The 22,084-nt window shown below is 62.4% G+C and carries 19 protein-coding genes and 2 pseudogenes; 11 read left to right on the top strand and 10 right to left on the bottom strand.

The window, feature by feature from the left end; translation table 11 throughout:
- Positions 1 to 88: 88 nt before the first annotated feature.
- Genes BJP06_RS09535 through BJP06_RS09555 form a run of 5 tightly spaced genes read left to right on the top strand, consistent with a single transcriptional unit; the run spans position 89 to position 5,287 of the window.
- Positions 89 to 1,480, top strand: a complete 1,392-nt coding sequence (locus BJP06_RS09535; RefSeq protein WP_070363325.1) for an aromatic ring-hydroxylating dioxygenase subunit alpha — start codon at positions 89 to 91, stop codon at positions 1,478 to 1,480.
- A 36-nt stretch (positions 1,481 to 1,516) separates the two neighbouring features.
- The gene (locus tag BJP06_RS09540; protein ID WP_071573677.1) at positions 1,517 to 2,077 is read left to right on the top strand and encodes an aromatic-ring-hydroxylating dioxygenase subunit beta; all 561 of its coding nucleotides are present in this window, start codon (positions 1,517 to 1,519) and stop codon (positions 2,075 to 2,077) included.
- Positions 2,078 to 2,092: 15 nt separating this feature from the next.
- A complete protein-coding gene (locus BJP06_RS09545; RefSeq protein WP_070975506.1) occupies positions 2,093 to 3,160 on the top strand; it encodes a VOC family protein in 1,068 nt (355 codons plus the stop codon).
- Positions 3,157 to 3,858 (top strand): putative quinol monooxygenase, encoded by a 702-nt coding sequence (locus BJP06_RS09550; RefSeq protein ID WP_070975505.1) that lies wholly within the window; start codon positions 3,157 to 3,159, stop codon positions 3,856 to 3,858. Before BJP06_RS09545 ends, BJP06_RS09550 begins: the two co-directional genes overlap by 4 nt.
- A gap of 31 nt (positions 3,859 to 3,889) precedes the next feature.
- The gene (locus BJP06_RS09555; protein ID WP_071573678.1) at positions 3,890 to 5,287 is read left to right on the top strand and encodes an MFS transporter; all 1,398 of its coding nucleotides are present in this window, start codon (positions 3,890 to 3,892) and stop codon (positions 5,285 to 5,287) included.
- Positions 5,288 to 5,350: 63 nt separating this feature from the next.
- Here the strand turns inward: BJP06_RS09555 and BJP06_RS09560 are convergent, their stop codons facing one another.
- The 4 genes and pseudogenes from BJP06_RS09560 to BJP06_RS09570 form a co-directional block, all read right to left on the bottom strand.
- The gene (locus tag BJP06_RS09560; protein ID WP_071573679.1) at positions 5,351 to 6,001 is read right to left on the bottom strand and encodes a DUF6198 family protein; all 651 of its coding nucleotides are present in this window, start codon (positions 5,999 to 6,001) and stop codon (positions 5,351 to 5,353) included.
- Positions 6,002 to 6,089: 88 nt separating this feature from the next.
- The gene (locus BJP06_RS09565; protein WP_071573680.1) at positions 6,090 to 7,799 is read right to left on the bottom strand and encodes a bifunctional 3-(3-hydroxy-phenyl)propionate/3-hydroxycinnamic acid hydroxylase; all 1,710 of its coding nucleotides are present in this window, start codon (positions 7,797 to 7,799) and stop codon (positions 6,090 to 6,092) included.
- A 221-nt stretch (positions 7,800 to 8,020) separates the two neighbouring features.
- Positions 8,021 to 8,398: pseudogene (locus BJP06_RS12345) on the bottom strand (SRPBCC domain-containing protein); the annotation flags it as partial.
- Positions 8,399 to 8,434: 36 nt separating this feature from the next.
- Positions 8,435 to 9,676 (bottom strand): annotated as a pseudogene (locus tag BJP06_RS09570) (glutaminase); the annotation flags it as partial.
- A gap of 74 nt (positions 9,677 to 9,750) precedes the next feature.
- Between BJP06_RS09570 and BJP06_RS09575 the strand changes: the two are divergent.
- The 4 genes from BJP06_RS09575 to BJP06_RS09590 all read left to right on the top strand — a co-directional run bounded on the left by BJP06_RS09575 (position 9,751) and on the right by BJP06_RS09590 (position 13,248).
- The gene (locus tag BJP06_RS09575; protein ID WP_071573682.1) at positions 9,751 to 11,178 is read left to right on the top strand and encodes an ATP-binding protein; all 1,428 of its coding nucleotides are present in this window, start codon (positions 9,751 to 9,753) and stop codon (positions 11,176 to 11,178) included.
- Positions 11,179 to 11,397: 219 nt separating this feature from the next.
- Positions 11,398 to 11,610, top strand: a complete 213-nt coding sequence (locus BJP06_RS09580) for a helix-turn-helix transcriptional regulator (RefSeq protein WP_038587567.1) — start codon at positions 11,398 to 11,400, stop codon at positions 11,608 to 11,610.
- Positions 11,611 to 11,614: 4 nt separating this feature from the next.
- Positions 11,615 to 12,097, top strand: coding sequence for a hypothetical protein (locus BJP06_RS09585; protein ID WP_070975499.1), 483 nt, complete (start codon positions 11,615 to 11,617; stop codon positions 12,095 to 12,097).
- 23 nt (positions 12,098 to 12,120) lie between these two features.
- Positions 12,121 to 13,248, top strand: coding sequence for a globin domain-containing protein (locus BJP06_RS09590; RefSeq protein WP_071573683.1), 1,128 nt, complete (start codon positions 12,121 to 12,123; stop codon positions 13,246 to 13,248).
- On the opposite strand, the gene BJP06_RS09595 is transcribed toward BJP06_RS09590, so the two are convergent.
- Positions 13,220 to 13,918, bottom strand: coding sequence for a metalloregulator ArsR/SmtB family transcription factor (locus BJP06_RS09595; RefSeq protein WP_083433271.1), 699 nt, complete (start codon positions 13,916 to 13,918; stop codon positions 13,220 to 13,222). The two genes, BJP06_RS09590 and BJP06_RS09595, sit on opposite strands and share 29 nt — an antisense overlap.
- Positions 13,915 to 14,571, bottom strand: a complete 657-nt coding sequence (locus tag BJP06_RS09600; protein ID WP_083433272.1) for a metalloregulator ArsR/SmtB family transcription factor — start codon at positions 14,569 to 14,571, stop codon at positions 13,915 to 13,917. The genes BJP06_RS09595 and BJP06_RS09600 overlap by 4 nt, the downstream gene beginning before the upstream one ends.
- Before the next feature lie 516 nt (positions 14,572 to 15,087).
- Between BJP06_RS09600 and BJP06_RS09605 the strand changes: the two genes are divergently transcribed.
- The gene (locus BJP06_RS09605) at positions 15,088 to 16,401 is read left to right on the top strand and encodes a multicopper oxidase domain-containing protein (protein WP_255365836.1); all 1,314 of its coding nucleotides are present in this window, start codon (positions 15,088 to 15,090) and stop codon (positions 16,399 to 16,401) included.
- A 10-nt stretch (positions 16,402 to 16,411) separates the two neighbouring features.
- On the opposite strand, the gene BJP06_RS09610 is transcribed toward BJP06_RS09605, so the two are convergent.
- The 4 genes from BJP06_RS09610 to BJP06_RS09625 are packed head-to-tail and all read right to left on the bottom strand — an operon-like array spanning position 16,412 to position 20,778.
- A complete protein-coding gene (locus tag BJP06_RS09610) occupies positions 16,412 to 17,722 on the bottom strand; it encodes a hypothetical protein (protein WP_083433273.1) in 1,311 nt (436 codons plus the stop codon).
- On the bottom strand, positions 17,723 to 19,189 hold the full coding sequence (locus BJP06_RS09615; protein WP_071573685.1) for an MFS transporter: 1,467 nt from the start codon (positions 19,187 to 19,189) through the stop codon (positions 17,723 to 17,725).
- A 9-nt stretch (positions 19,190 to 19,198) separates the two neighbouring features.
- Positions 19,199 to 20,197: a S66 peptidase family protein gene (locus BJP06_RS09620; protein ID WP_071573686.1), complete on the bottom strand. Its 999-nt coding sequence runs from the start codon at positions 20,195 to 20,197 to the stop codon at positions 19,199 to 19,201.
- Positions 20,197 to 20,778 (bottom strand): hypothetical protein, encoded by a 582-nt coding sequence (locus tag BJP06_RS09625; protein WP_071573687.1) that lies wholly within the window; start codon positions 20,776 to 20,778, stop codon positions 20,197 to 20,199. The genes BJP06_RS09620 and BJP06_RS09625 overlap by 1 nt, the downstream gene beginning before the upstream one ends.
- 491 nt (positions 20,779 to 21,269) lie before the next feature.
- On the opposite strand from BJP06_RS09625, the gene BJP06_RS09635 reads away from it, so the two are divergent.
- A complete protein-coding gene (locus BJP06_RS09635) occupies positions 21,270 to 21,662 on the top strand; it encodes a hypothetical protein (protein WP_071573689.1) in 393 nt (130 codons plus the stop codon).
- Positions 21,663 to 22,084 lie beyond the last annotated feature (422 nt).

A 22,084-nucleotide genomic window follows, 5' to 3' on the forward strand; every position in this document is an offset into this window, starting at 1 on the left:
CCATTGACTGGAACGTGGGTTTTAGCCAATTATTCTTCCGTTTAAAGTCACTCCCACAGATGACACAGATCACAGAGGGGAAGTGGCTATGAGTAAGATCGCAGAACTCATTGATCCGGTCGGAGGATACGTTTCCGGCAAGATTTTCGCCGACGAGGACATCTACCGCCAGGAGTTGGAGACCGTCTGGCAGCGCACTTGGGTGTTCCTTGCGCACGAGTCGATGCTGCCGAAGCGCGGGTCCTACATCCAGACCTACATTGGTGAGGACCCGGTCATTGTTGTGCGCCAGAAGTCCGGCGAGGTCAAGGCGTTCCTGAACCAGTGTCGCCACCGCGGTATGCGTATCTGCCGCGCTGACCGCGGTCAGGCGAAGTCCTTCATGTGTTCCTTCCACGGCTGGTCTTACGACCTTGAGGGCAACTTGACCAACATCCCGCATGAGAACAATGCGTACCCGGAGGGCATCGATAAGTCGAAGTTGTCGGCGATCAAGGTGCCGCGCATCGAGAACTACAAGGGCTTCATCTTCGGCTCCTGGGATGAGACGATCCCGCCGCTGGAGGAGTACCTGGGCAACGCGAAGTACTACCTGGATGGCTACATGGACCGCTACGAGGGCGGCATGGAAGCCATCGCTGTACACAAGTGGGTCCTGCCAGCGAACTGGAAGTTCAACGTTGAGCAGCCGACGTCCGACATGCAGCACTCGGAGATCTCCCACGTCTCCGCGGTGGAGGCGCTCAGCTCCGGTTCGGACACCTTCGACCGCAAGACCGGCCGCAAGAAGGTCCCGGAGGGCCGCCAGTTCCTCAGCCCGTACGGTCACGGCGGTGCGTTCTTCGGCAAGCGTGACGCGGAGATCCCCAACACTGGCCCTGCGCTGATCGAGTGGGAGAACACCATCCGTGACTCCATCGTGGAGCGCCTCGGTGAGTTCCGCGAGGTCCGCGGCCACATGAACGTCTTCCCCAACTTCATGCTGCTGGGCAACTACACCTTCCGCGTCACCCACCCGCGTGGCCCGAACGAGATGGAGATCTGGTCCTGGGCGTTCGTGCCAAAGGACGCGCCGGAAGAGGTCAAGGAAGCCATCCGTGTCGACGTCATGCGCACCTTCTCCCCTGGCGGCATGTTCGAGCAGGACGACGCCGAGAACTGGGAGGAGATGCAGCACATCCTCCGCGGCGCGAAGTCCCGCGAGACCGGCTTTACCTACAACATGCGCCGCGTCCCCGTCAGCTACGACGATGACGGCTACCCAGGCGCATCCACGGCACATGTCTACTCGGACAACGCCGCGCTGAACATGTACGGCTTCTACCGCGACCTGATGGAAGACAAATCTTGGGAACAGCTCAAGGCCGAACGAGGGGGCGTTCCGGAGGTTGACCAGCGAGACTTCACCAAGGTGATGGATCCGGAAGCAGCAGCGGCAGCTGCAGCCTCTGACGGTGCTTACGAAGGCAACGTCGATTAGTCCCTAGCTTTTACACGACCTTTGAAGGAGAAACCCATGGCGAGCAACAACACGCAAGCGTCAGAGGCAGTGACCCAGGCCCCTGCCGGTGCGGAAGATGAGCGCCTCATCGCGCGCTTCCTGTACGACGAAGCCGAAATGATGGACAACATGCAGTGGGAAGACTGGCTCGACTGCATGCACGACGACGTCGACTACTGGGCGCCGGTCCGCGAAAATCGCGTCGCCCGTGAGCGTAAGGAAGAGTTCTACCCAAAGGGGACGTCGGTCTACTTCGAGGAGACCAAGGAGTTCCTGCGCCAGCGCGTGGTGCGCCTGAACACCAACATGGCGTGGGCCGAGGAGCCGCCGTCACGTTCGCGCCACATGCTGACCAACCTGCGCATTGACGAGCGTAGCGACGGCGCCTTCGCCGTCCGCTCGAACTTCCTCATCTACCGTTCCCGCGGGGAGCGCTACGAGGACACCATCGCAGGTGAGCGTCGCGACGTCATCGTACGGGCACCGGAGTCGCGCTACGGCTTCCTGGTGCTGGAGCGCGAGATCCGCTTCGATATGGCAACCATCCTCGTCAAGAACTTGTCTCTGTTCTACTAAAGAAAGGAAACGCTCTTGAGTACACAGATTGAAACCACGAACCTCCTGCGCATCGGCGTCGTTGTCTACGATCTCGACGCCAAGATCAAGGAGTACTCCCGCATCTACGGCATCACCGACTGGGACACCGCCGAGCACGCACCGACCGACGCGGTAGCGCACGGCCGACGCTTGGCGACGACCCCGGGAACCTGGCGGAGCGCCGTCGGCACCACCCCGGCCGTGAACGGCGAGAAAGGCCCAGGCGGGCGCCCGGCGTCGAGCCTCACCTTCGAGATCATCGAACCAACCGGCGGCGAGAGCCCCTTCAACGAGTTCCTACGCACCAAGCGCGAAGGCATCGCGTTCCTGCAGGTCCGCTCCACCGCGGCCAACGACGAGGCGGTCGCGGAGCACTTCAAGGCGCTCGGCTACGACATCGCCTACACAGCAACTGTCGACGGCGCCACGCGCACCTTCTACGACACGCGTGAGAACCTGGGCGGCTTCCTCGTCGAGATGCTCCCCGCAACCGCGGCCGACCCAGCCCAGGTGAGCACCGACACCCGCCCGCCCCAGCCGGTGCAGGGCATGTACCACTTCGGTGTCCTCGTGCACGACGTCATGGCGGCGCTGCCGCACTACCGCGACGTCTTCGGCATCCAGCGCTACGAGATGAAGACGTGGGAGACCGGCTTCGGCCGCCTGGACAAGCCGTACTACCGCGGCAAGGACGGCGACACCGGCTACTTCACCGCCCAGGGCACCGCCGGCGACTTCGGCTTCGAGATCATCTCCGTCAACCACGGCGACTGCCACTACAACCGCGAATTCTTCGATGAGCGCGGCCCGGGCATCCACCACTACTTCGCGTGGATGACCACGGAGGACTCCGAGTGGGACGAGGTCGTCGCCTCCATGACCGAGGCTGGCCACCCACTGTGCATGGGCTCTAACCTGCGCGGCGGCGCCGCCGAGTTCGGCTACTTCGACACCTTCGACGCGCTCGGCGGCTACCTCATCGAGATCGTCGCGCGCCGCGAGCCACCGAAGCCGGAGTTCGCCGCGCCGGACTGGATCGTCGACTTCGAGGAGCTCGTATGATCCGCATCGTTCACCGCGGAGCTACCGATGCTCCAGAAAAGCTTCTTCACGACGTCGCATCCCTCCGCCAGCGCGACGGCATCAAGCAAGCCGAGGCCTATCAAACCCTGGCGGTCGAGGACGAGGACTGCGCCGTCGCGATCCTCGCGGAGAGCGTGTCCGACTACGCAGAGATCGTCGAAAAGCTGCCGGAGCTGCCGCACCTGCACACATTCGTGCAGGACGGCACGACGGAGATCTACGAGCAGTCCAAGTACGTCCTCGCCGACGGCGTGTGGGCCCCAGAAGCAGGCTACGACGCCCGCATCATGTGGCCAGCGCGCGGGCCAGTCAGCATTGTCATCCAGAACGCTTTCGTCGAAAACCCTGAGATGCGCGCGCTGACCGCCCAGGAAATCACCGAGACCCGCCGCGAGCCGGGCTGTCTCTACTACGCATGGATGGAGAACCTGGAGCTGCCCAATCACCTCATGCTGCTTGAGGTGTGGGCGGACCAGACGATCTACGACCATCACTGGTTCGGGCGCATGGCCACGGGCGAGTACCGCGGCAACTCCGGACGCGAGGCCGCCACGCCGCAGCGCGGAGAACTTACCCGCGAGTTTTACCGCCAGCAGTCCTTCGAATACCACTACGGACGCCTTCTCCCTGAGGCAACCGAAAACTATTCCCACTCCGTTGCGTGGTCCGCGCGCTAGCTGACCACCCCATCCCTTTCAGGAGACCCACATGACTAACATCACCCATGCCCCACCGGTAGACCTCGCGAAGCATGAGCGCACGCCGAAAGAGCGACGCCTCGCCCTTGGTTCGTCCTTCCTCGGCTCCACCGTGGAGTACTACGACTTCCTGCTCTACGCAGCCGCAGCTGGCCTGGTGTTCCCGCAGCTCTTCTTCGCGAACATCGACCCGAAGCTGGGCACGATGCTCTCCTTCGTCATCCTGCTCACCGGCTACCTCTCCCGCCCGATTGGTTCGATGGCGTTCGGCCACTTCGGCGACAAGTACGGCCGTAAAAACGTCCTGGTCATCACGCTCATGACGATGGGGCTTGTCTCCATCTCCATCGGTTTGATGCCGTCCTCGCAGATGATTGGGCCGGCCGCTCCGATTCTGCTGGTCATCCTGCGCATCATCCAGGGCATGGCGATCGGCGGCGAATGGGCCGGTGCCACCCTGATGGCCATGGAGAACTCCACCGCCAAGAACAAGGGCTTCGGCGCCTCCGTCGCCATCGCAGGCGGCCCAGCAGGTGCCATCTTGTCGACGCTGATCCTCGCAATCTTCGCGAAGGCTTCCGGCGACAACTTCGCCAACCCCGAGCAGTACTTCATCACCGACTGGGGCTGGCGCGTTCCGTTCCTGTTCTCCGCAGCCATCGTCATCGTCGGCCTGTTCATGCGCGCAAACGTAAAAGAGTCCCCAGAGTTCGAAGCCGCCCGGCGCGCCGGCAAGGTGCATACCGGTGTGCCGCTGGTCCGCATGCTGAAGGAGGCTCCGCGCGAGCTGGTCCTCGGTGCGCTCGCCGGCACCGCCGCACTGTTCGTGCAAGGTCTGCAGGGCTCGTTTATGGTGCCGTACATCGTGAACGCGACCGCTGAAACTGAAACGCCAGTCGGCCGCTCGACTGCGCTGATGATGGTTACCGTTGGTTCCGCCATCGCGATCTTCGTCATGCCGGGCCTCGCCGCCCTGTCTGACCGCCTCGGACGACGCCGCGTCATGCTGGCCGGTGGTTTGGTCTCCATCATCGGCATCTGGATCGTTTTCAACATGATCGACTCCGGTGACCCAACCAAGATCTGGATCGGCATGGTCCTGCTCGTATGCGTGGTCCAGCCCGCACAGTACGGCCCGATCGGCGCATTCATCTCCGAGAAGTTCGTCCCCGAGCTGCGCTACACCGGCTCCGGTATCACCTACCAGGCGGCGTCCATCCTCGGCGCTGGTACCGCACCGCTGGTCGCGACCCGCTTCGTCTCCCCGGAGACCGGCCTGACCCCGCTGGCCATCATCATCTCGGTCCTCTTCGTGATTTCCTCGCTGGCGATTTACTTCTCCAAGGAAACCGCTCAGAGCATGGGCCACGCGGAGCGCTTCACCAAGACGAATATGTTCAAGGGCTAGGTCAAGGGCTCACACAGCACGAAAAAATACCCCGGAGCTACTCTGGGGTATTTTCTTATTGCCTTAGTCGACCGGCTTCACCAGCCGCCGGGCAACCGGGGTGAACGCCCCCACGATAAACCCGAGAGTCAGCGCCGAGACGATCGTCGCCTCACGGGCAGCTTCAAAATGGCCGACCCACACGACGGAAAGCACCAACGCCAGCAACACACACACGATGTCGAAGACTAGCTTGACCTTGTAGAACGGTTTTCGACGCAGCGTCGCAACGGTAGCGACGAAGCCCTCGCCCGGCAGGAAGACGGCGTTGGCAGTAGCCAGAATCGCCACGCCAAAGCCGAGCACCACCAACCCGACCGCGACGAGTGCAACCTGCGCCGCGTAATTCGTCGACGCCAAAGGGCGGCACACATACATCCACCCGTCCAAACTCACGCTGCCGACAAGCAGCGCGGGCAGCTGCAGCCAGTACCGGCCCGGGAAGTCCTGGCGCAGCATCACCCACTGCGCCGCAATGAGGAACAGGTTCAGCGCAAACGTCCACCCGCCAAAGCTCAACCCGCCGATCAGCGTCATCGCATACACCGGCGACGAGACCGGCGGCGTGCCGAGCTGGCTCGTCGTCACAAGGGCGGTACCGGCCATCATCACCACAATGGCGAACACTGAATATGCGTAGTCTCTCGGCCGCGCCGAGTGTTTCGAGTCGCTCACTTGCGATACCTCCTTGATAAAGACTTGTTAAACACCAGGGACACCCAAACATTCCTGTCTGAGTGCCCCTGAAGTAGTCAGTATGTAATTACTGCACGCGCATGCTTGCAGCCTGCTTGTACGCCTCCCACGCCTGGCCTGCCTGGGCGTTGAGCGTTGCCACCGCAACGAACCTGTCCGGGCGGACAAGCACCGTACCAACCGCGCGGGTATCAAAGAAGCCCTTCAGCGCACCCGTGATATCCGAGACAACCTCGGTGTCCGCCGACACGTACTCCTTCGCCCACTCGACCTGCGTCGGGCTGACCGCACACACCAGTTTGACGTTCGCCTTTGCCATCTCAGCGAGCTGCTCCGGCGTGAACAGGCGGGCCGGGTCCACGCCCCAGGTCACCACGGCGTGGTTGAGGCCCAGGGCGTCGTCGAGAAGCACCTCAGCGCCGTTGTACTCGACCTTCGGCTGGATGATCTGCAAGCCCACCGGCGACAACTTGTTCACCGCAACGCGCGACGTGACGATGCGCGGGCGATGCGACGGATCATTCGAACGATCTGCAACGCCAGGCTTCAACGTCGCCTGATCCACCACCGCGCCACGGCCGTAGCGAGGCACCGGCTTGAACTTCATGTCCGCGAAGTACTCCTTGACACGCGGCGAAAGGTTCATCAGCTTCGCCGCCGTGTCGCGCACGAACGCCACCTTCTTATCCGTCGGCTTAATCACCGTGCCGAACGTCATCGACAAATCGATCATGGCCTTGGCGTGGTCGCGGCGCTCGACATCGTAGGTATCCAGCAGCTCCGGGCTGAAGTTGCCCTGCAGCACGCCAGCGAGCTTCCACGACAGGTTCGTCACATCGCGGATACCCGAGTTGTACCCCTGGCCCATCCACACCGGCATCAAGTGCGCCGCGTCACCGGCGATGAGCACGTTGCCCTTCCGGAACGTCCGCGCCATCCGGCCGTGGTGCGTGAACACGCGGCGGCGGATCACGTCCAGCTTCGTGCCCTCCGGGATGTGCTCCGACAGCAGCTCCTCGATGAAGGCATCCTCGTCGACTTTCTCGGTCGGCTCGTCATCAAACAGCATGAACTCCCAACGACGCACCCCGCGCGGCAGGCCAATGGACACGTACGGGCGGTTCGGGTCAGCACCGAGGTACACATTCGGGGCGCCCAGCGGATCATTATTGACGTCAACAACCACCCACCTTGTCGACGGCGACTTCCCCTCAAACTCCGTCCCCATCCACTTGCGCGTAAACGAACGGCCGCCTTCACAACCAACGAGGTACCTCGCGGTGATCTGCTCCTGCTCGCCCGTGCGCTCCTCCCCCTCTTCACCACGCACGACCTCAAAGGTCGCGCGGACGCCACCGTCGACCTCCTCAATCTTGACCAGCTCGCGGCCAAACGTGGTGGTGACGTGCGGGAACCTCGCCAACCCATCGAAGGAGGCCTTATCCGCCAGCGGCTGCAGGAACCCAAACTTACGAGGCCAACCATACGGCTCACCCTGCGGGTTGTTCGTCAGGATGACGTTGCCGGCACCATCGACCAAGCGCATGATGTGGTGCAGAATCGTGTACGGCTCGAACTCCTCCGCCAGGCCCATCGCCTGGATGGTGCGCATGGACTCGTCGTCGAGACCCACCCCGCGCGGGTAGTCAATCAGCTGGTCACGCTTCTCCATGACCGCGACCGAAACACCACGGATGCCAAGCAGGTTCGCCAGCGCTAGGCCAACCGGTCCCGTACCGATGACCAGCACATCAACGTCTGCATTCGACTCTCCCATGGTGTTCGCTCCTTGACTTTCGACAATAGATCCAGCGCAGTGAGTCACCTCACTTTCGCAGGTGTTTCTAGTTCTAATCACAGGAGTAAGTTGACGCATCTCCAATTCCGTCTTTCGGAACATGTGAGAGTGGGTGCGCGCACCAGATTCCTTGACTTTCTCGGGGCGGGTTTGCAAAAGCCCTGTTCACGGGAAGCGCGTGAGGGAATTTGGTGCGCAGTCTACTCCGATTTGCTTTCGCGCTTGATCAGCGGCTGCAATTTGTCGCGGAGACGCGCCTTCCAGTCGGCGGCGGCCTCCTCGTAGCCTTCCTCGTGCGAGTGCATGCCGCGGTGGGTGAATTTGACGCGGGTGTCGCCGTCGGGGGCGTCTTCAAGTTCGAAGATGATGTCGGTGTCGTCCCACTCGGGGTCCTCGAGCAGGTTGCCGGTGGGCTCGACGCGCCAGACGAGGCGGTCGCCCTGCTCGGCTTCGGAGACGTAGAGCTCGGCGAATTGGTCGTCGTTTTGGAAGTGGAACTCGCCGCCGGCGGTGTCGGCGGAGCCCTCGATGGTTTCGTCCCACCACTCCTGTGGCCTGGTGATGGCGCGGAAGACTTCGGTGCGGCTCGCCGGGACCTCGAAGGAGGTGGAGAAGTCTTTGACGGCGCGGAATTTGGTGCCGTCGGAGAACTCGTAGTCGGGCATGGCGCCGTCGGGGTCGTAGATGGAGACGTCGAAACCTTGGTCGCGGATCTGCTTGATGCCTTCTTTAATCAGCAGGCGCCCGGCCTTGTTGAAGGAGGTCACGTGGGAGACGTCGAGCACCAGGCGGTTGCCGGCGAGGCGGTATTCGCCGAGGTCGTGGAGGATTTTCTCGGCAGCGGTGAAGTTGATCATGCCCTGGAGTTGCACGACGGTCTTCGCTTCTCGACGATCCACCGTCCGGATCCCCGGCGCCGCGTAGTAGTCGGCGCTCATCAGGTTGAGGCCGAGGGATTCGGAAAGCTCGCGGAAGATCTTCACGCCGCGTACCGAGTTGCCCTGCTTGTCCAGGCGCGGGCTCAGCGAGGCGATACCGAGCTGCCCCGGCATCGTCCCGATGAGGCCACCGGCCACGCCCGACTTGGCGGGGATACCCACGTTGACCATCCAGCGGCCGGAGCCGTCGTACATGCCGGCGGATGTCATTACGGCCTGGGTGACTCGGCTGGCTTTCGCGGACATGATGCGTTCGCCGGTGATCGGCTGGACGCCGCCGTTCGCCAAGGTTGCGGCCATCACGGCGAGGTCTCGGACGGTGACCAGTATGGAGCACTGCTGCGTGTAGGAATTCACGGCGTCGTGGGCCTGGTCCTGGACCATGCCGAACTCCCGAAGCAGGTGCGCGATGGACAGGTTGCGGTGCGCGGTGGCCAGTTCGTCGTCAAGGATGTTTTGGTCGATGCGCAGCTCGCGGCCCGCAAGGCGGGAAAAGAACGACCGAATCTTCTCGACGCGGTCTTCGACACTCGAATCCGGCCCGTTGATGAGCTGGTTCACGGCGATGGCGCCCGCATTGATCATGGGGTTTGAGGGCCGGTTAGTGGCGTCGTCAAGTGAGATGGCGTTGAAGGCCTCCCCCGAGGGCTCAACCCCCACGACCTTGTGCACCTCCTGCGCGCCGAGCTCCTCGAGCGCGAGGGCGTAGACGAACGGCTTCGAGATCGACTGGATGGAGAACTCGTAGCTGTCGTCACCGACGGAGTACAGGTGGCCGGACGTGGTGCACACGGCGAGGCCGAGCTTGTCCGGGTCGGCGGTGCGCAGCGACTCGATGTAGTCGGCGGGCTCGCCGGCGTCGTCGTCGCGGACGAGGTCGAGGATCTTATCGAGGTACGCGGGCACTGGAGTTGGCATGCCGCCAGCTTACTTCCCACATAACATCCCACATAACATCCCACATGTGGGATGTTGGGTGGTATGTTGAGTTTATGCAGGCAGAAGAGTTATCGAAGATCGTCGCAGATCTGCGGTTGGTCGGTGAGACACCGCGAGTTGAGGTGAAATCGAACGTCGGGAAGAGCATTCTGGAGACGCTCTCGGCGTTTGCGAATACGCAGGGCGGAGTCATTTTGATCGGATTGAGCGAGGACGCATCCTTCGCCCCGCTCGATAGGTTCGATGCGCAGCGCGCCCAGGATGCGGTCGCGTCGCGCTGTGACCAGCTCTCACCAGTGCTTCGGCCGCTTGTGACGCCAGTTCCGTTCGAAGGGGCCGTGATTGTAGTCGTCGAGGTGCCCACCCTTCCCCCGCGCGAGCAGCCCTGCTACGTCAAGGAACGAGGGATGTACAAGGGCAGCTTTACTCGTACCGGGGAAGGCGAGCGGCGCCTCGAGCCCTACGAAATTGACCGCCTGCTCGAGGAACGCACCCAACCCACGTGGGATGAGGAGCCAGTGACAGACGCCTCCCCGGACGACCTGGATACCGACCTGCTCACCCCCTACCTCTCCCATCAGAAATCACTGCGGCCGCGCACCTTCAAGCAGGGTGATGTAACAGCAATGCAGCGCCTACGCATCCTCGATGGCGAACACCCCACACTCGCTGCACTTCTCACTATGGGTGAGTACCCGCAGCAGTTCTTCCCGCGTCTGACCATTACGTTTACTCTCTTGCCAGGCACTGAGATCGGGGAGGTCGCGGAAGGAATTCGGTTCCTGGACAACGCGACGCTCACCGGCACGATTCCCGAAATGGTCGAAGCGGGCGTCGAACTTGTGAAGAAGAACATGCGCACCGCGAGCGTCATCGGCGATGTGTACAGGAAAGACATGCCGGACTACCCGGTGGAGGCAGTACGCGAGGCGCTGGTCAATGCCGTCATGCACCGCGATTACTCCCCTGCCGCGCGTGGGGGCCAGGTACAAATCATGATGTTTGCCGACCGTCTGGAGATCACGAATCCTGGGGGCCTCTACGGCGGAGTCACCACGGAAAACCTTGGCGACGCCGGGGTCAGCAACTCACGCAACCAGCGGCTTTCTACGTTCCTGGAGGAACTGCGCTTCGACGACGGCGGGCCCGTCGCGGAAAACCGTGGCTCTGGAATCGCCGTGATCGAACAAGCGCTTGCCAAAGCGCTCATGCCCCCACCGACGTATGCAAACTCGCTCACGCACTTCACGATCACCTTTCACAAACGCAGAATCATCGCAGCAGAGCGGCACGGGACGGCCATCGACCAAGTGAAAGATCTCCTTGCCACGAAGGAGTCCTGGTCCACGACCGAGCTCGTAACGGAGACGCAGCTGAGCCGAACAGCGGTCCAAAACGCACTCAATCGCCTGGTAGACGCCGGAGAGGCGGAGCGAACAGAGCCGCATAAGAGCCCCCGCCAGCGCTACCGCGCAACATAACATCCCACATAACATCCCACATGTGGGATGTTGGGTGGTATGGCGGACGAGGTCAAGGATCTTATCGAGGTACGCAGGCACTGGCGTAGGCATGCACGACAGTGCAGAGCTTTGCGCCTATCGACGCCCACTCTTTCCTCTTTGTCTAGTTTCCTTGACATAGTGGCGCGTTTTCTTTATTGTTTGTCGTAGGCGCTTACAAAGCAGAAAGGAGCGCTGATGCCAGACACACACGAAAACATGGTCCGCAAGTGGCGACGGTGGCAGGAACTCTCCCAAGCCGAACTCGCCACCCAGGTGGGAGTCTCCCGCCAGACCATCGCCAACATCGAAAAAGGTAACTACTCCCCCTCCGTCCACCTCGCACTCGACATCGCACACACCCTCGGCAAAACCGTTGAAGCCCTCTTCGGCGACGAACAGGAAGGATAACCCCATGTTGAAGCAGTACGGCGATAAGAAGATCGCCCTGGCAAACCAGGGCACCGACGACGAATACCAGCAGCAGATCCTCCACCAGTCCAGCACCGTGACCTCGGAGACGCTGTTGTACACCACCACGTTCATCATGGCGATCCTCGCCTGGGTCCTGCCAAGTGGTGTGGCCATCTACTCACTGCTCGCGCTGTTGCCCGGCACGCTCGCACAAACCGCCGGCGCGCTGTGGATGCAGAACTACGCCCCGCGGCCCCGCCCGCCCAAGATTTTCACGCTGTCCACCCTGCCCATCTGGATCTTCCTCGCGATCGCCTTAGCCGGAATCGCTTTTAACGACTTCGACAGTGACCCGAGCGGCAGTATCGGCATGGTCATCGGCGTGATCGTCGGCGGTGGCGCTGCTGCGATCTTCGCCCCACGCTGGCAGCGCTCGCGGCGCCGCAGCGACGAAGAGCGATTGGACCAAAATCTTGAGGATTAATAAACACGAGTATATTCGTGTTTATGTTCATTGACGAGAAACCGAATCCGAAACAGGCATACCTGAGCGACGAGCACGCCGAGATCATCAAGGCGACGCTCCCGCCGGTAGGCGCGAACATTCAGACGATCACGAAGACCTTCTACAACAAGATGTTCACCGCCCACCCCGAGCTCATCTCGGACACGTTCAACCGTGGCAACCAGAAGCAGGGCGCGCAGCAGAAGGCACTGGCGGCGTCGGTAGCGACGTTCGCCACGCAGCTGCTGGACCGCATCGCGCACAAGCACGTCTCGCTGGGCATCACGGCAGACCAGTACCAGATCGTGCACGACAACCTGATGGCCGCCATCGTCGAGGTGCTTGGTGACGCCGTCACCCCAGAAGTCGCCGAGGCCTGGGACAAGGTGTACTGGCTGATGGCCGACGTCCTGATCAAGCACGAAGGCAAGCTCTACGAATCGGACGGCGTGGAAGCCGGCGACGTGTTCCGCACCGCCACCGTCACGGAGAAAACCCAGCTCAGCGACACCGTCTACGCCTACACCCTGGAGGGAGACCTCACGGCGCCGCGCCCAGGCCAGTACACGTCGGTCGGCGTGAAGCTGCCGGACGGCGCGCGCCAGCTGCGCCAGTACTCCATCATCGAAGGCGACGCCTCCCACTACCGCATCGCCGTGGAGACCGAGGGCGAAGTGTCCACGTTCCTGCGCGACCACGTCAACGTCGGCGACACCGTCGACGCCACGCTCGCCGCCGGCGACCTGGTATTGCAGCCCGGCACAAACCCGGTGGTGCTCATCTCCTCCGGCATCGGATCCACGCCGATGACCGGCATCTTGGGGCATCTCGCGGCGGAGGGCTCGCCACGCAAGGTCACGGTCGCGCACGCCGACGAGTCACAGCAGTCGTGGGCGCAGGCGGATGAGATGCGGATGCTCGTCGACAAGCTTGACGACGCCTCCCTGCACCCCTACTTCCGTGCCGAAGGCCAGCGCCTCAACGTCGCTGACCTGGATGTTTCCGGCGCGGACGTGTACCTGTGCGGCGGCGAGGGTTTCCTGCAGTCCATCCGCGACGACCTGGCACAGCTCGACCCGGCGAACGTGTACTTCGAGCTGTTTAGTCCGAACGACTGGCTGATCGGTTAACCAGCCGGGCCCCGCACTGCCCCGACGCGTCGAACGGCATGAAGTCGAGGTGGTGGGGGCCGATGGTGGCGTCGATAAACCCCTGGTGCAGTGCGCAAATCGTGGCTGCGGGCGGGGTGCCGTCGGCGGCGACGAACGGGCAGGCCTGCAGGCCAACTTCCACGGAAGCGTCGCCGTCCGCCTCGCGGACGAGGGGGTCGAAGCCCATCTCGCGCAGAGAGCGCAGCACCGCGGCGGCGAGCTCCTCGAAGTCCTCGGGCGGCTCCCCGAAACGGTCCGCGTTGCGCCGCGCCCACGCGCGCCCGAAATCGCGGGCTGCGTCCAGGTCGAAGCCGGCGAGCGACTCAATCAGCGACTCGACGAGCGCGACGTACTCGTGCATCACAGCGTGACGCTGCGGGGTGCGCGCGTGGTACACGTGCGAGGGGCGACCACGGGTGGTGCGGCTGGCCACACGCCAGCCCACCAAACCGCGCTCCGCCAGCTCATCGACGTGGCCACGCACGGTATTGACGTGGATGCCCAGCTCCTTGCTCAACTCGCTGAGCAAGGCTCCTTCTGGGAAGGAATCAAGCGCGTCCAAGACCTCACGCTGCTTCGGGCTCAACTCGGCGGCGCGGCGCATCAGTTCCGCGGTGGGCAGGGGGACGGCGTCGTCGTCGATAGTCATAGCTGGACCTCACACTGCGATGGGCGGCTGTACGGAACGAGCTTGCACACGATGCCGCCGCTGAGTTCATCCAGGTAGCCGGCGTGCAGGGCACAGATGACCGAACTTGGCGCGCTGACGCCCACCGTCGTGAACGGGCAGGCGTTGAGGCCAATGTTGCCGGACTGGTTTGGGTAGGAGGGGTCGAAGCCGAGGTCCCGCAGAATCGCGATCAGGGCGTTGAGCTGAGACGCCCCGGAGGCATCCGACTGCACCTCGCGCCCGTTGTGAGTCTGGCGCGCCCACTGACGGCCGATCTCGCGCGCCTTCTCCTCATCGCCCTCCGTGAGGCACTCCGCCATCGTCCTGACCAGGCCGATGTACTCGCGAGTCACGGTCGAGTGGTGCGGGGTGCGCGTGTGGAAAATGTTGCTCGGGCGGCCGCGTCCCTCGCTCGGGGCCGTCGTGATGTTGACCAGGTCTTTCGCCAGCAACTCGTCCAAGTGCCCGCGGATCGTGTTGGGGTGCATCCCCATTTCCTCGGCAAGGTCGCTGACCTGCGCACCATGCGGGTGCATGGCTAGGCGGTCGAGCACCTCTCGCTGCTTCACGCTCAACTCGGCGGCGCGGTCCATCAGGTCCGTCGTCGGTTGAGGCGGGGTCGCCGAATTCACGTGTCCTCCTTCGGTCAGAGCTACTGACCAGCTTAAACCGAAATCGCCGATTTTCCCTATTCCAGGCCGTATTTATTGAAAGAACGTAATGAAGAGGCTATTTCGCACTTTCTCGCCATAACACCTGGCCCAAGTCGTGGTTCCATACATACAGTTTAAGGGCCTCATCGGCGCATTGATCAGGCCTGCTATTCTAACCAACGTAGTCCCTCGGATCTGGGTCACAGACATCGACTCTGTGTTCCCCCGAGGGTTTTTCTATGGCGTTGAGCTTGGATTAAGCCGCGTGTCGCGATAAAGCGCACCAAATTCGACTCCGTACAATCAACGACCAGGTTTTTTGTCTTTTCTCCCCGCCGAAAACCCGGGTTCTGGTGCACAGCAAACTGCCAGACCCCTCTATCGTCAGCGGGGTCGCCGAATCCACGTGTCCTCCTTCGGTCAGAGCTCTTTACCAGCTTAAACCGAAATTGCCGATTTTCCCTATTCCAGGCCGTATTTATTACGATCGGGACCGTGAATAAAAAAGGGCAGACCTCCGACGGCCTGGCGTGGGCCATCATCGCCGTTTTCGTGGGACTCGTGGTGGCGTTCAGCGCGCTGAGCTCGACCGCAGTCGACGATGACAGCTCGGCTCCACTCGACACCAGCGGCGCCACCACGCTCGACGTCGACATCCAAGGCATGGCCTTCACGCCGAATCGTATCGACGTCCCCTCCGGCACCCGCCTCATCCTCACCATCACCAACTCCGACGACCAGCAGCACGACCTCAAGCTAGGCAGCGAGTACACCGGGCGCATCGATCCCGGCGACACCGTCGTCCACGACTTCGGCGTCTTCACCGAGTCCACGCAGGGCTGGTGCACGATCGCCGGTCACAAGGCGATGGGAATGGTGTTCGACGTCGTGGTCGGGTCGGCGAGCCCGAGCACTTCGCCGAGCGCCGCGCCCAGACCCGTAGTCGCCGCGGATGGGCCTGACGACGGCCTGGTCTACCGCGACCCGGCGCTGCCTCCCGCGCCCGATGCTCCCGAAAGAACAGTGCACGAACACACCTGGCACGTTGCCAAAAGCGAGCGCCAGGTCGCGCCCGGCGTCACCCAACCCGTCTGGACCTTCGACGGAAAAATGCCAGGTCCCGTACTGCGCGGGCGCGTCGGTGACCTGTTCCGCATCACCATCGTCAACGACGGCACAATGGAGCACTCCATCGACTTCCACGCCGGCGAGGTCAACCCCGATACAAATATGGCCCAGATCGCTCCGGGCGAATCGCTCACGTACGAGTTCGAAGCCCGCCGCTACGGGATCTGGATGTACCACTGCGCCACCATGCCGATGAGCCTGCACATCGCCAACGGCATGTTCGGCGCCGTCGTCATCGACCCACCGGACCTCACGCCTGTCGACGCCGAATACGTCCTCCTCTCACACGAGGTCTTCCTCGGCGAGGACGGCGCCGACCCCGAGCGAGTCGCCGCCGGGCTCTACGACCTCACCGCGTTCAACGGCTACCCCAACCAGTACCAGCAGCGGCCGATTCCGGCCCGCGTCGGCGATACCGTCCGGGTGTGGCTCTTCAACGTCGGCCCCGACAATCCCTTGAGCTTCCACGTGGTCGGCGAAATCTTCGACACCGTGTTCAAGGAAGGCCAGTACCAGATCCGAAACGCCACTGACACCGGCTCGCAGGCGCTCGGGCTCCTCGCCGCCCAGGGCGGGTTCGTCGAGATGACCTTCGATGAACCCGGGACGTACACCTTCGTGAACCACCAGATGACCGACGCCGAAAAGGGACAGCGCGGCCAGTTCGTGGTCACTCCCTAGGCAATCGGGCTCAGGCAATCCCGCCAAAGGACGCCACAATCGCCGCCACCAGCGCCAGCGCGAGGGCGGACTGCCCAGCGGGGCGCTCCACGTGGGCGCCCGCCACCGGGGCCTCACGCTGCCCCCGCAGCACCGCCACCTGCGCCTTCACCGCCCTGCGCAGCAGTGGCAGGTACGCCACCAGTACGGCGAACACGAGCAGGCTCATCACCACCCGCAGCCAGGACTGCTCCGTTAGCAGCCACACCGCCAGCGCGAGGTTGTACAGCACGACTCGGAAGTAGGTGCCCCGGGACAGCTCCAGCAGCCCGGCGCGCACCGCCTTCGGCCCGCCGCCCATCGTGGTGGGCAGCAGGTAACTCATCGTGCCGATCAGCAGTGGCGCCACGAATCCGAGCAGGAGCGCCAGCGTGGGGATCTCCGGGACGGTCCGTACCAGGCCCACGGCGTACCAGAGCATCGTGCCGATCAGCCAAAACATCGCTACGAAGACGGACAGGCCCGGGTAGGTGATGCGGTCGCGCGGGTCGCGCAGGACGTCGATCACGTTGACCACGAAGCCCTGGAAGAGCCACAGCCACGCGCCGACGTAGACGAACGCACCAACCGCGACCACCTGCGAGATCCCCAGCAGCGCGCCGACGACGGCGCAGACAATCCCGGCCACCGCGCCCCAAATGGCCACGCGGGTGCGGTCCCGCATGCCGTTGATCCGCCACATCGTCGGGAACAGCACGCTCAGGCTCGACATCGCGGCCAAGCCCACAAAGCCGCCAACGTTGGTAAACAGGTGCGCCTGGCGGATCTGCTCCTGCCAGGTGCCCGGCAGGCCCATCGACAGGGCCGCGCCGAAGCACACCCCTACCAGCAGGCAGGCAGCCGACGCCACGTACCCAATCGCGGCGGGTCGGTGCCGCTTCTCCGGCCCGGCATCACGCACCAACCGGGCGAGCACCACCGCGTGCCACAACACAGCAACAGCGACCAGCAACCCGCCGGCCCAGGTGACCAGCCAGTGCTGTTCCCACCAGCTGGCCAGGACCTGGCCCACCAGCACCAACACGACGCCGGCGTTGAGGACCCAGGTGCGCCGCAATTGGGCCGGGCGCGCCTCCTCGGGAAGGCGCTGCTGCAGGAAACGCTCGGTCAGGTTCACGCTCCACAGCACGATCGAGTTCGCCACAATGCCAAGCGTGAAAATGTGAATCAGCAGCCACGCCGGTTCAGGGAACAGCGTGTGGGTGAGCCCGATCAAGATGAACACCCACATCCAGATGCTCACCGGCTTGGACGCCTTCTGGTGCCAGCTGCGTGCGCTCATTTACGCCGCCACCTTCGCGTCGCCGGACTTCGGGTTATCGCGGAAGCACCACCAGGTCACCGCGCCGAAGACTAGGGCCGCGCAGGCGATCATCACGAGGACGTTGTGGTACGCCCCGGCGTAGGCGGGGGCGGCAAGCGCGTTGGTGGAGGCGTCGTAAATTGCGTCCATGCCGAGCGGCTGCAGCTGGGCGGGCAGGTTACGCACCATCCACATCGGCAGCAGCGAGCCGGTCAGCGCGACGGTAACCAGGGTGCCGAACTCGTAGGAAACCTCCTCGACGCCCGCCGCCATGCCCGAGCGGTGCAGCGGTGCGGCGCCGATAATCGCGATGGAGGACACGCTCATCACCGAGCCCGCCGAGAAGCCCATCACGGCCAGCGCCGCAATCTCGATGCCGAGGCTGCCCGCGTCCGAACCCCAGATCAGGGCAGCGGCACCAGCAGCGGCGCCCAGGAAGCCGCCGCCGATCAGAGGCAGGAAGCCAATCTTGTGCAGGTAGGCACCCCCAAGTGTCGACGCCGGAATCGCCGCCGCCGCCATCGCAATAATGGTCGCCCCGGCGTGGAGGGGGGAGAAGCCGTCGACAAGCTGGAGCTTCTGCGTGGTCATCAGCTCGGCGCCGGCCATGAAGAACATGCCGCCGGCTGCTGCGACGACGCCGCCCGTGAACATGCGGGACTTGAAAATGTCGAAGGTGAGCAGCGGGTCCGAAAGCTTACCCTGCCGGCGCACGAACAACACCGCGCCGGCGACGCACAGCACCGCCGCCACCGCGAACAGGGACCAGCCGGAGTTCGGGTTCACCAATTCTTTGATAGCCATGGTCAGGCCAGAGAGCGCAAACAGTGCGTACACGGAGGAAATGAAGTCCCAGTGCTTCGCCGGGTTCGGCATGTTCTCCGGGGCCAGCCAGAACGTCAGGGCCAGGGCGATGAGCACGATCGGCACGTTAATCAGGAAGACGGAGCCCCACCAGAACGCCTCCAGCAGCGCGCCACCGACCAGCGGGCCCAGCGCCGCGCCCACCACGGCCACCGACCCCCAAATACCGATCGCGGTGTTGCGCTCCCGCTCGTCCGGGAACGTGAGGCGAATCAGCGCGAGCGTTGCCGGCATCATCACCGCAGCACCCATGCCGAGCAGCCCGCGCGCGCCCACGAGCAGCCACGCCGACGGCGCAAACGCCGCCGCCAGCGACGCCACCCCGAACACCACCAGCCCAACAATGAACATCAAGCGGTGGCCCAGCTTGTCCCCCAGCGTGCCCGTGCCCAGCAGCAGCCCCGCCAGCACCAGCGGGTAGGCGTTAATAATCCACAAGCCCTGGGTCGGGGTAGTGTGCAGCTGCTCGTTGAGCTCCGGCAACGCCGTATACAGAATTGAATTGTCCAGCCCGATCATCAGCAGACCGAGCGAAATCACTGCAAAGAAGGTCCAACGTTGACCCGGCGTCGAATCAGTCATAGGGACAAACTACACTCTAGGAAAACGAATCGACGCCTCTCCCCCCTCCACCGAAACATCCACACGCCCGCCAACCGGGAACGTCAACAACGGGTTCGTGTGCCCAAACGATGCGTTCGCCACCACCGGCTTCCCCCTCAGCTCAGGTATCGACGCCACCATCTCCTCCACCATCACCCTCGTGACACGGCTCGCGGTCTGGAAACGCCCAATCACCAAGCCCTCAATCCCGTGACCATCCGGGGCCTGCAACAACGACACCAGCTCACGCCGGAAATCCATCACGGTGTACTTCCCCGTCACCTCCGCAAACAACACCGCATCGTTCAGGGACGGCATGAACTCCGTGCCCGACAACAACCCCAACGTGCCCAAATTCGACCCAAGCGCAACCCCCTCAGCGCGGCCCTCCTGGATCACCCACCAGCCATCATCCGGCTCCTGCACACGACCATCCTGGTTAATAAACCAGTCATCGTCCGTGTACCAGTCCCCCGGCTCCCACACGATCGGCCCATCAGTAAACGCCGCCTGCACAAACGCATCACGCGTCACCTCGCCGAAATCGCGCATCCCCAACGTCGACCAATGCGGGCCCACGTAGACCACCTGGCCCGTCTTCGCATACACCGCATTCGCCAACGCCGATACATCCGAATTCCCACACAAAAACTTCGGGTGCTCCGCAATCACATCAAAATCCAGGTGCGGCAGGATCTCGTTACTCGTGAAGCCGCCGATCACGCTCATGATGCCGTCAACAGAAGGGTCGGAGTAGGCGTCGATAAGATCCTCAGCCCGCAACTTGCCCGGCGCAGACCAAAACATATCCGAGACCCGCACATTCGCCCCAAAACTCACCGACAGGCCAAGCTGCTCCAGGCGCCGCGTGGCCAACTCAGCCACAAAACGACCCGCCGAGCCCTGCTCCACATACGCCAACGAACGCGCCGGAGCCACCACACGCACATGATCGCCCACCGACAACGGGCGAGGATACAACGCCATTAGTACAAATACACCGACGCGTTATTACCGCCCTGGCACCGGGCTCCCCCACCCGCCGGCCAGCACGACATCGTGTACGTCTGCCCCGTCACCGGGCTATACACACTCAACGACCCCGGGAACTCACCAGTGGCCGCAGCCCGCTCATTAAACACAGCCAACACATTGCCCGCGAACTCCGACGACGTATTCCCGGTCTCCGCCGTCGCGTTCGAGAACCCCGCACTCGACCCCATCGGCTCACGCCGGTTCACATTAGGCTTGCTGCCCTGGTTGTTCTGGCTTTCTGGGGTGACCGTCTCAACCTCCGTCACAATCACCGGATCCTGCTGCTCACCATTCGACCCGTCGGAACGCACGAACAAAAACGCCACCGCACCCGCGATCCCAAGCAACAACAACGTCCCCAACACCGACAACGCCACCACCAGGCCAGTACTGCTCTTCTGCTGCTGCTGGTACGGGGGTTGCGGCTGATACGGCTGCTGGTAGTACGGCTGCTGGTACTGCTGCTGAGGTTGCTGAGCTGCCCACTCGTCAGTGCCGGGGTGGCTCTCGTTTGACTGGTACGGGTTCGTCATGGGGGTTCCTTCAGAGCACAGTATTCCAGTTCACCTTACTCGGTGTGCGCTGCTGATATGCGGCGTGGACGCTTCGTTAAGCGCTTCGCACCAAATTCCGGGTTAATGTTTTCGCGACCTGGGGAAACACCACGCAGGTTCGTTGAAAACCGGGATTGTGGTGCACAGGAAACTGGCAGGAATGACAAATCTGACAGCGCTAATTATCTAGCACTTTTTTACCTGGCGTTTTATATAGCCGACCAAATTGGGTTGCGTCTTTTGTCAAATGAACTGGGCATGGTCACTGTGAAATGCCAAGTAGTGGAGAATGCCCGGGCAATCCTATTGTGGGCTTTTGTCATGGGCAACCATCCATTGGACCCTGACGACACTGAAAAAGAAGCTAACCTGTACGTGAGCAAGTTCAACAACGCCCATAAGAGGCATTGCTACCCGCAGAGAAAATACCGTCCTTCGGGTGCCTATGACACGAATTGGAACCCCAAGTAATGTCCAGCGAAATTACCCTGACTAGAACCTACTTCCTTGCCAAAGAGGAGGATCTTCCTCGGTGCTATCAGCGCTATCTTGAACGAGTGGAGCGCGTAAAACAGTTCACGACCGTCTATCTGGTCGCTGATGTGGAGGTTGATGAGTCGGATCCCGTTGTGAAAGAGAACTTGCTCCATGATCTCCAGGCTCAGAGTGATGAACCGGTTAACGAGGATGAATGGAATATGTATAGCTATTCCACCGCGTTAGGGACAATCGATGAGCCTATTGAGCCCGGGGCGGCCGTGTCACGTTTGTGGGAGGACATGCTTTTGACCGACGACGAGGAGTGGCCTCGGTCTTTTATCAGCACTGTTAATTTCTCGTCGTTTATGTCACGGCCGAAGTAACGGATTGGAAGCCGTTGGGTGCGGGTAGTGAAATACTTCTCGAAGCGAGCAGCCCCGAGCGTCGTCGCTAGTGTTATCCTTTTCACCCACTCCCAACGCACCAAATTCCTGGTTGGTGTTTTCGCGACCTGGGGAAACACCACGCAGGTTCGTTGAAAACCGGGATTGTGGTGCACAGGAAACTGGCAGGAATGACAAATCTGACAGCGCTAATTATCTAGCACTTTTCTGAACTGGCACTTTAGATAGCTGACCAAATTGGGTTGCGTCTTTTGTCACTGGCCCCACCAAGCCAGGCTTAAGGGACATTTTGTGTGTTTTTACGGCGTGTCGCGATAAGGGACATTTTGTGTGTGTTTAGCTGCGTCCAGCCCACCCTTTTCTCACGCCTAAGCTGGGGTTCCACTGACCATCAATGCCGG

Source organism: Corynebacterium sp. NML120713 (genome assembly GCF_001875735.1).
GTDB classification, from domain to species: Bacteria; Actinomycetota; Actinomycetes; order Mycobacteriales; family Mycobacteriaceae; genus Corynebacterium; species Corynebacterium pseudogenitalium.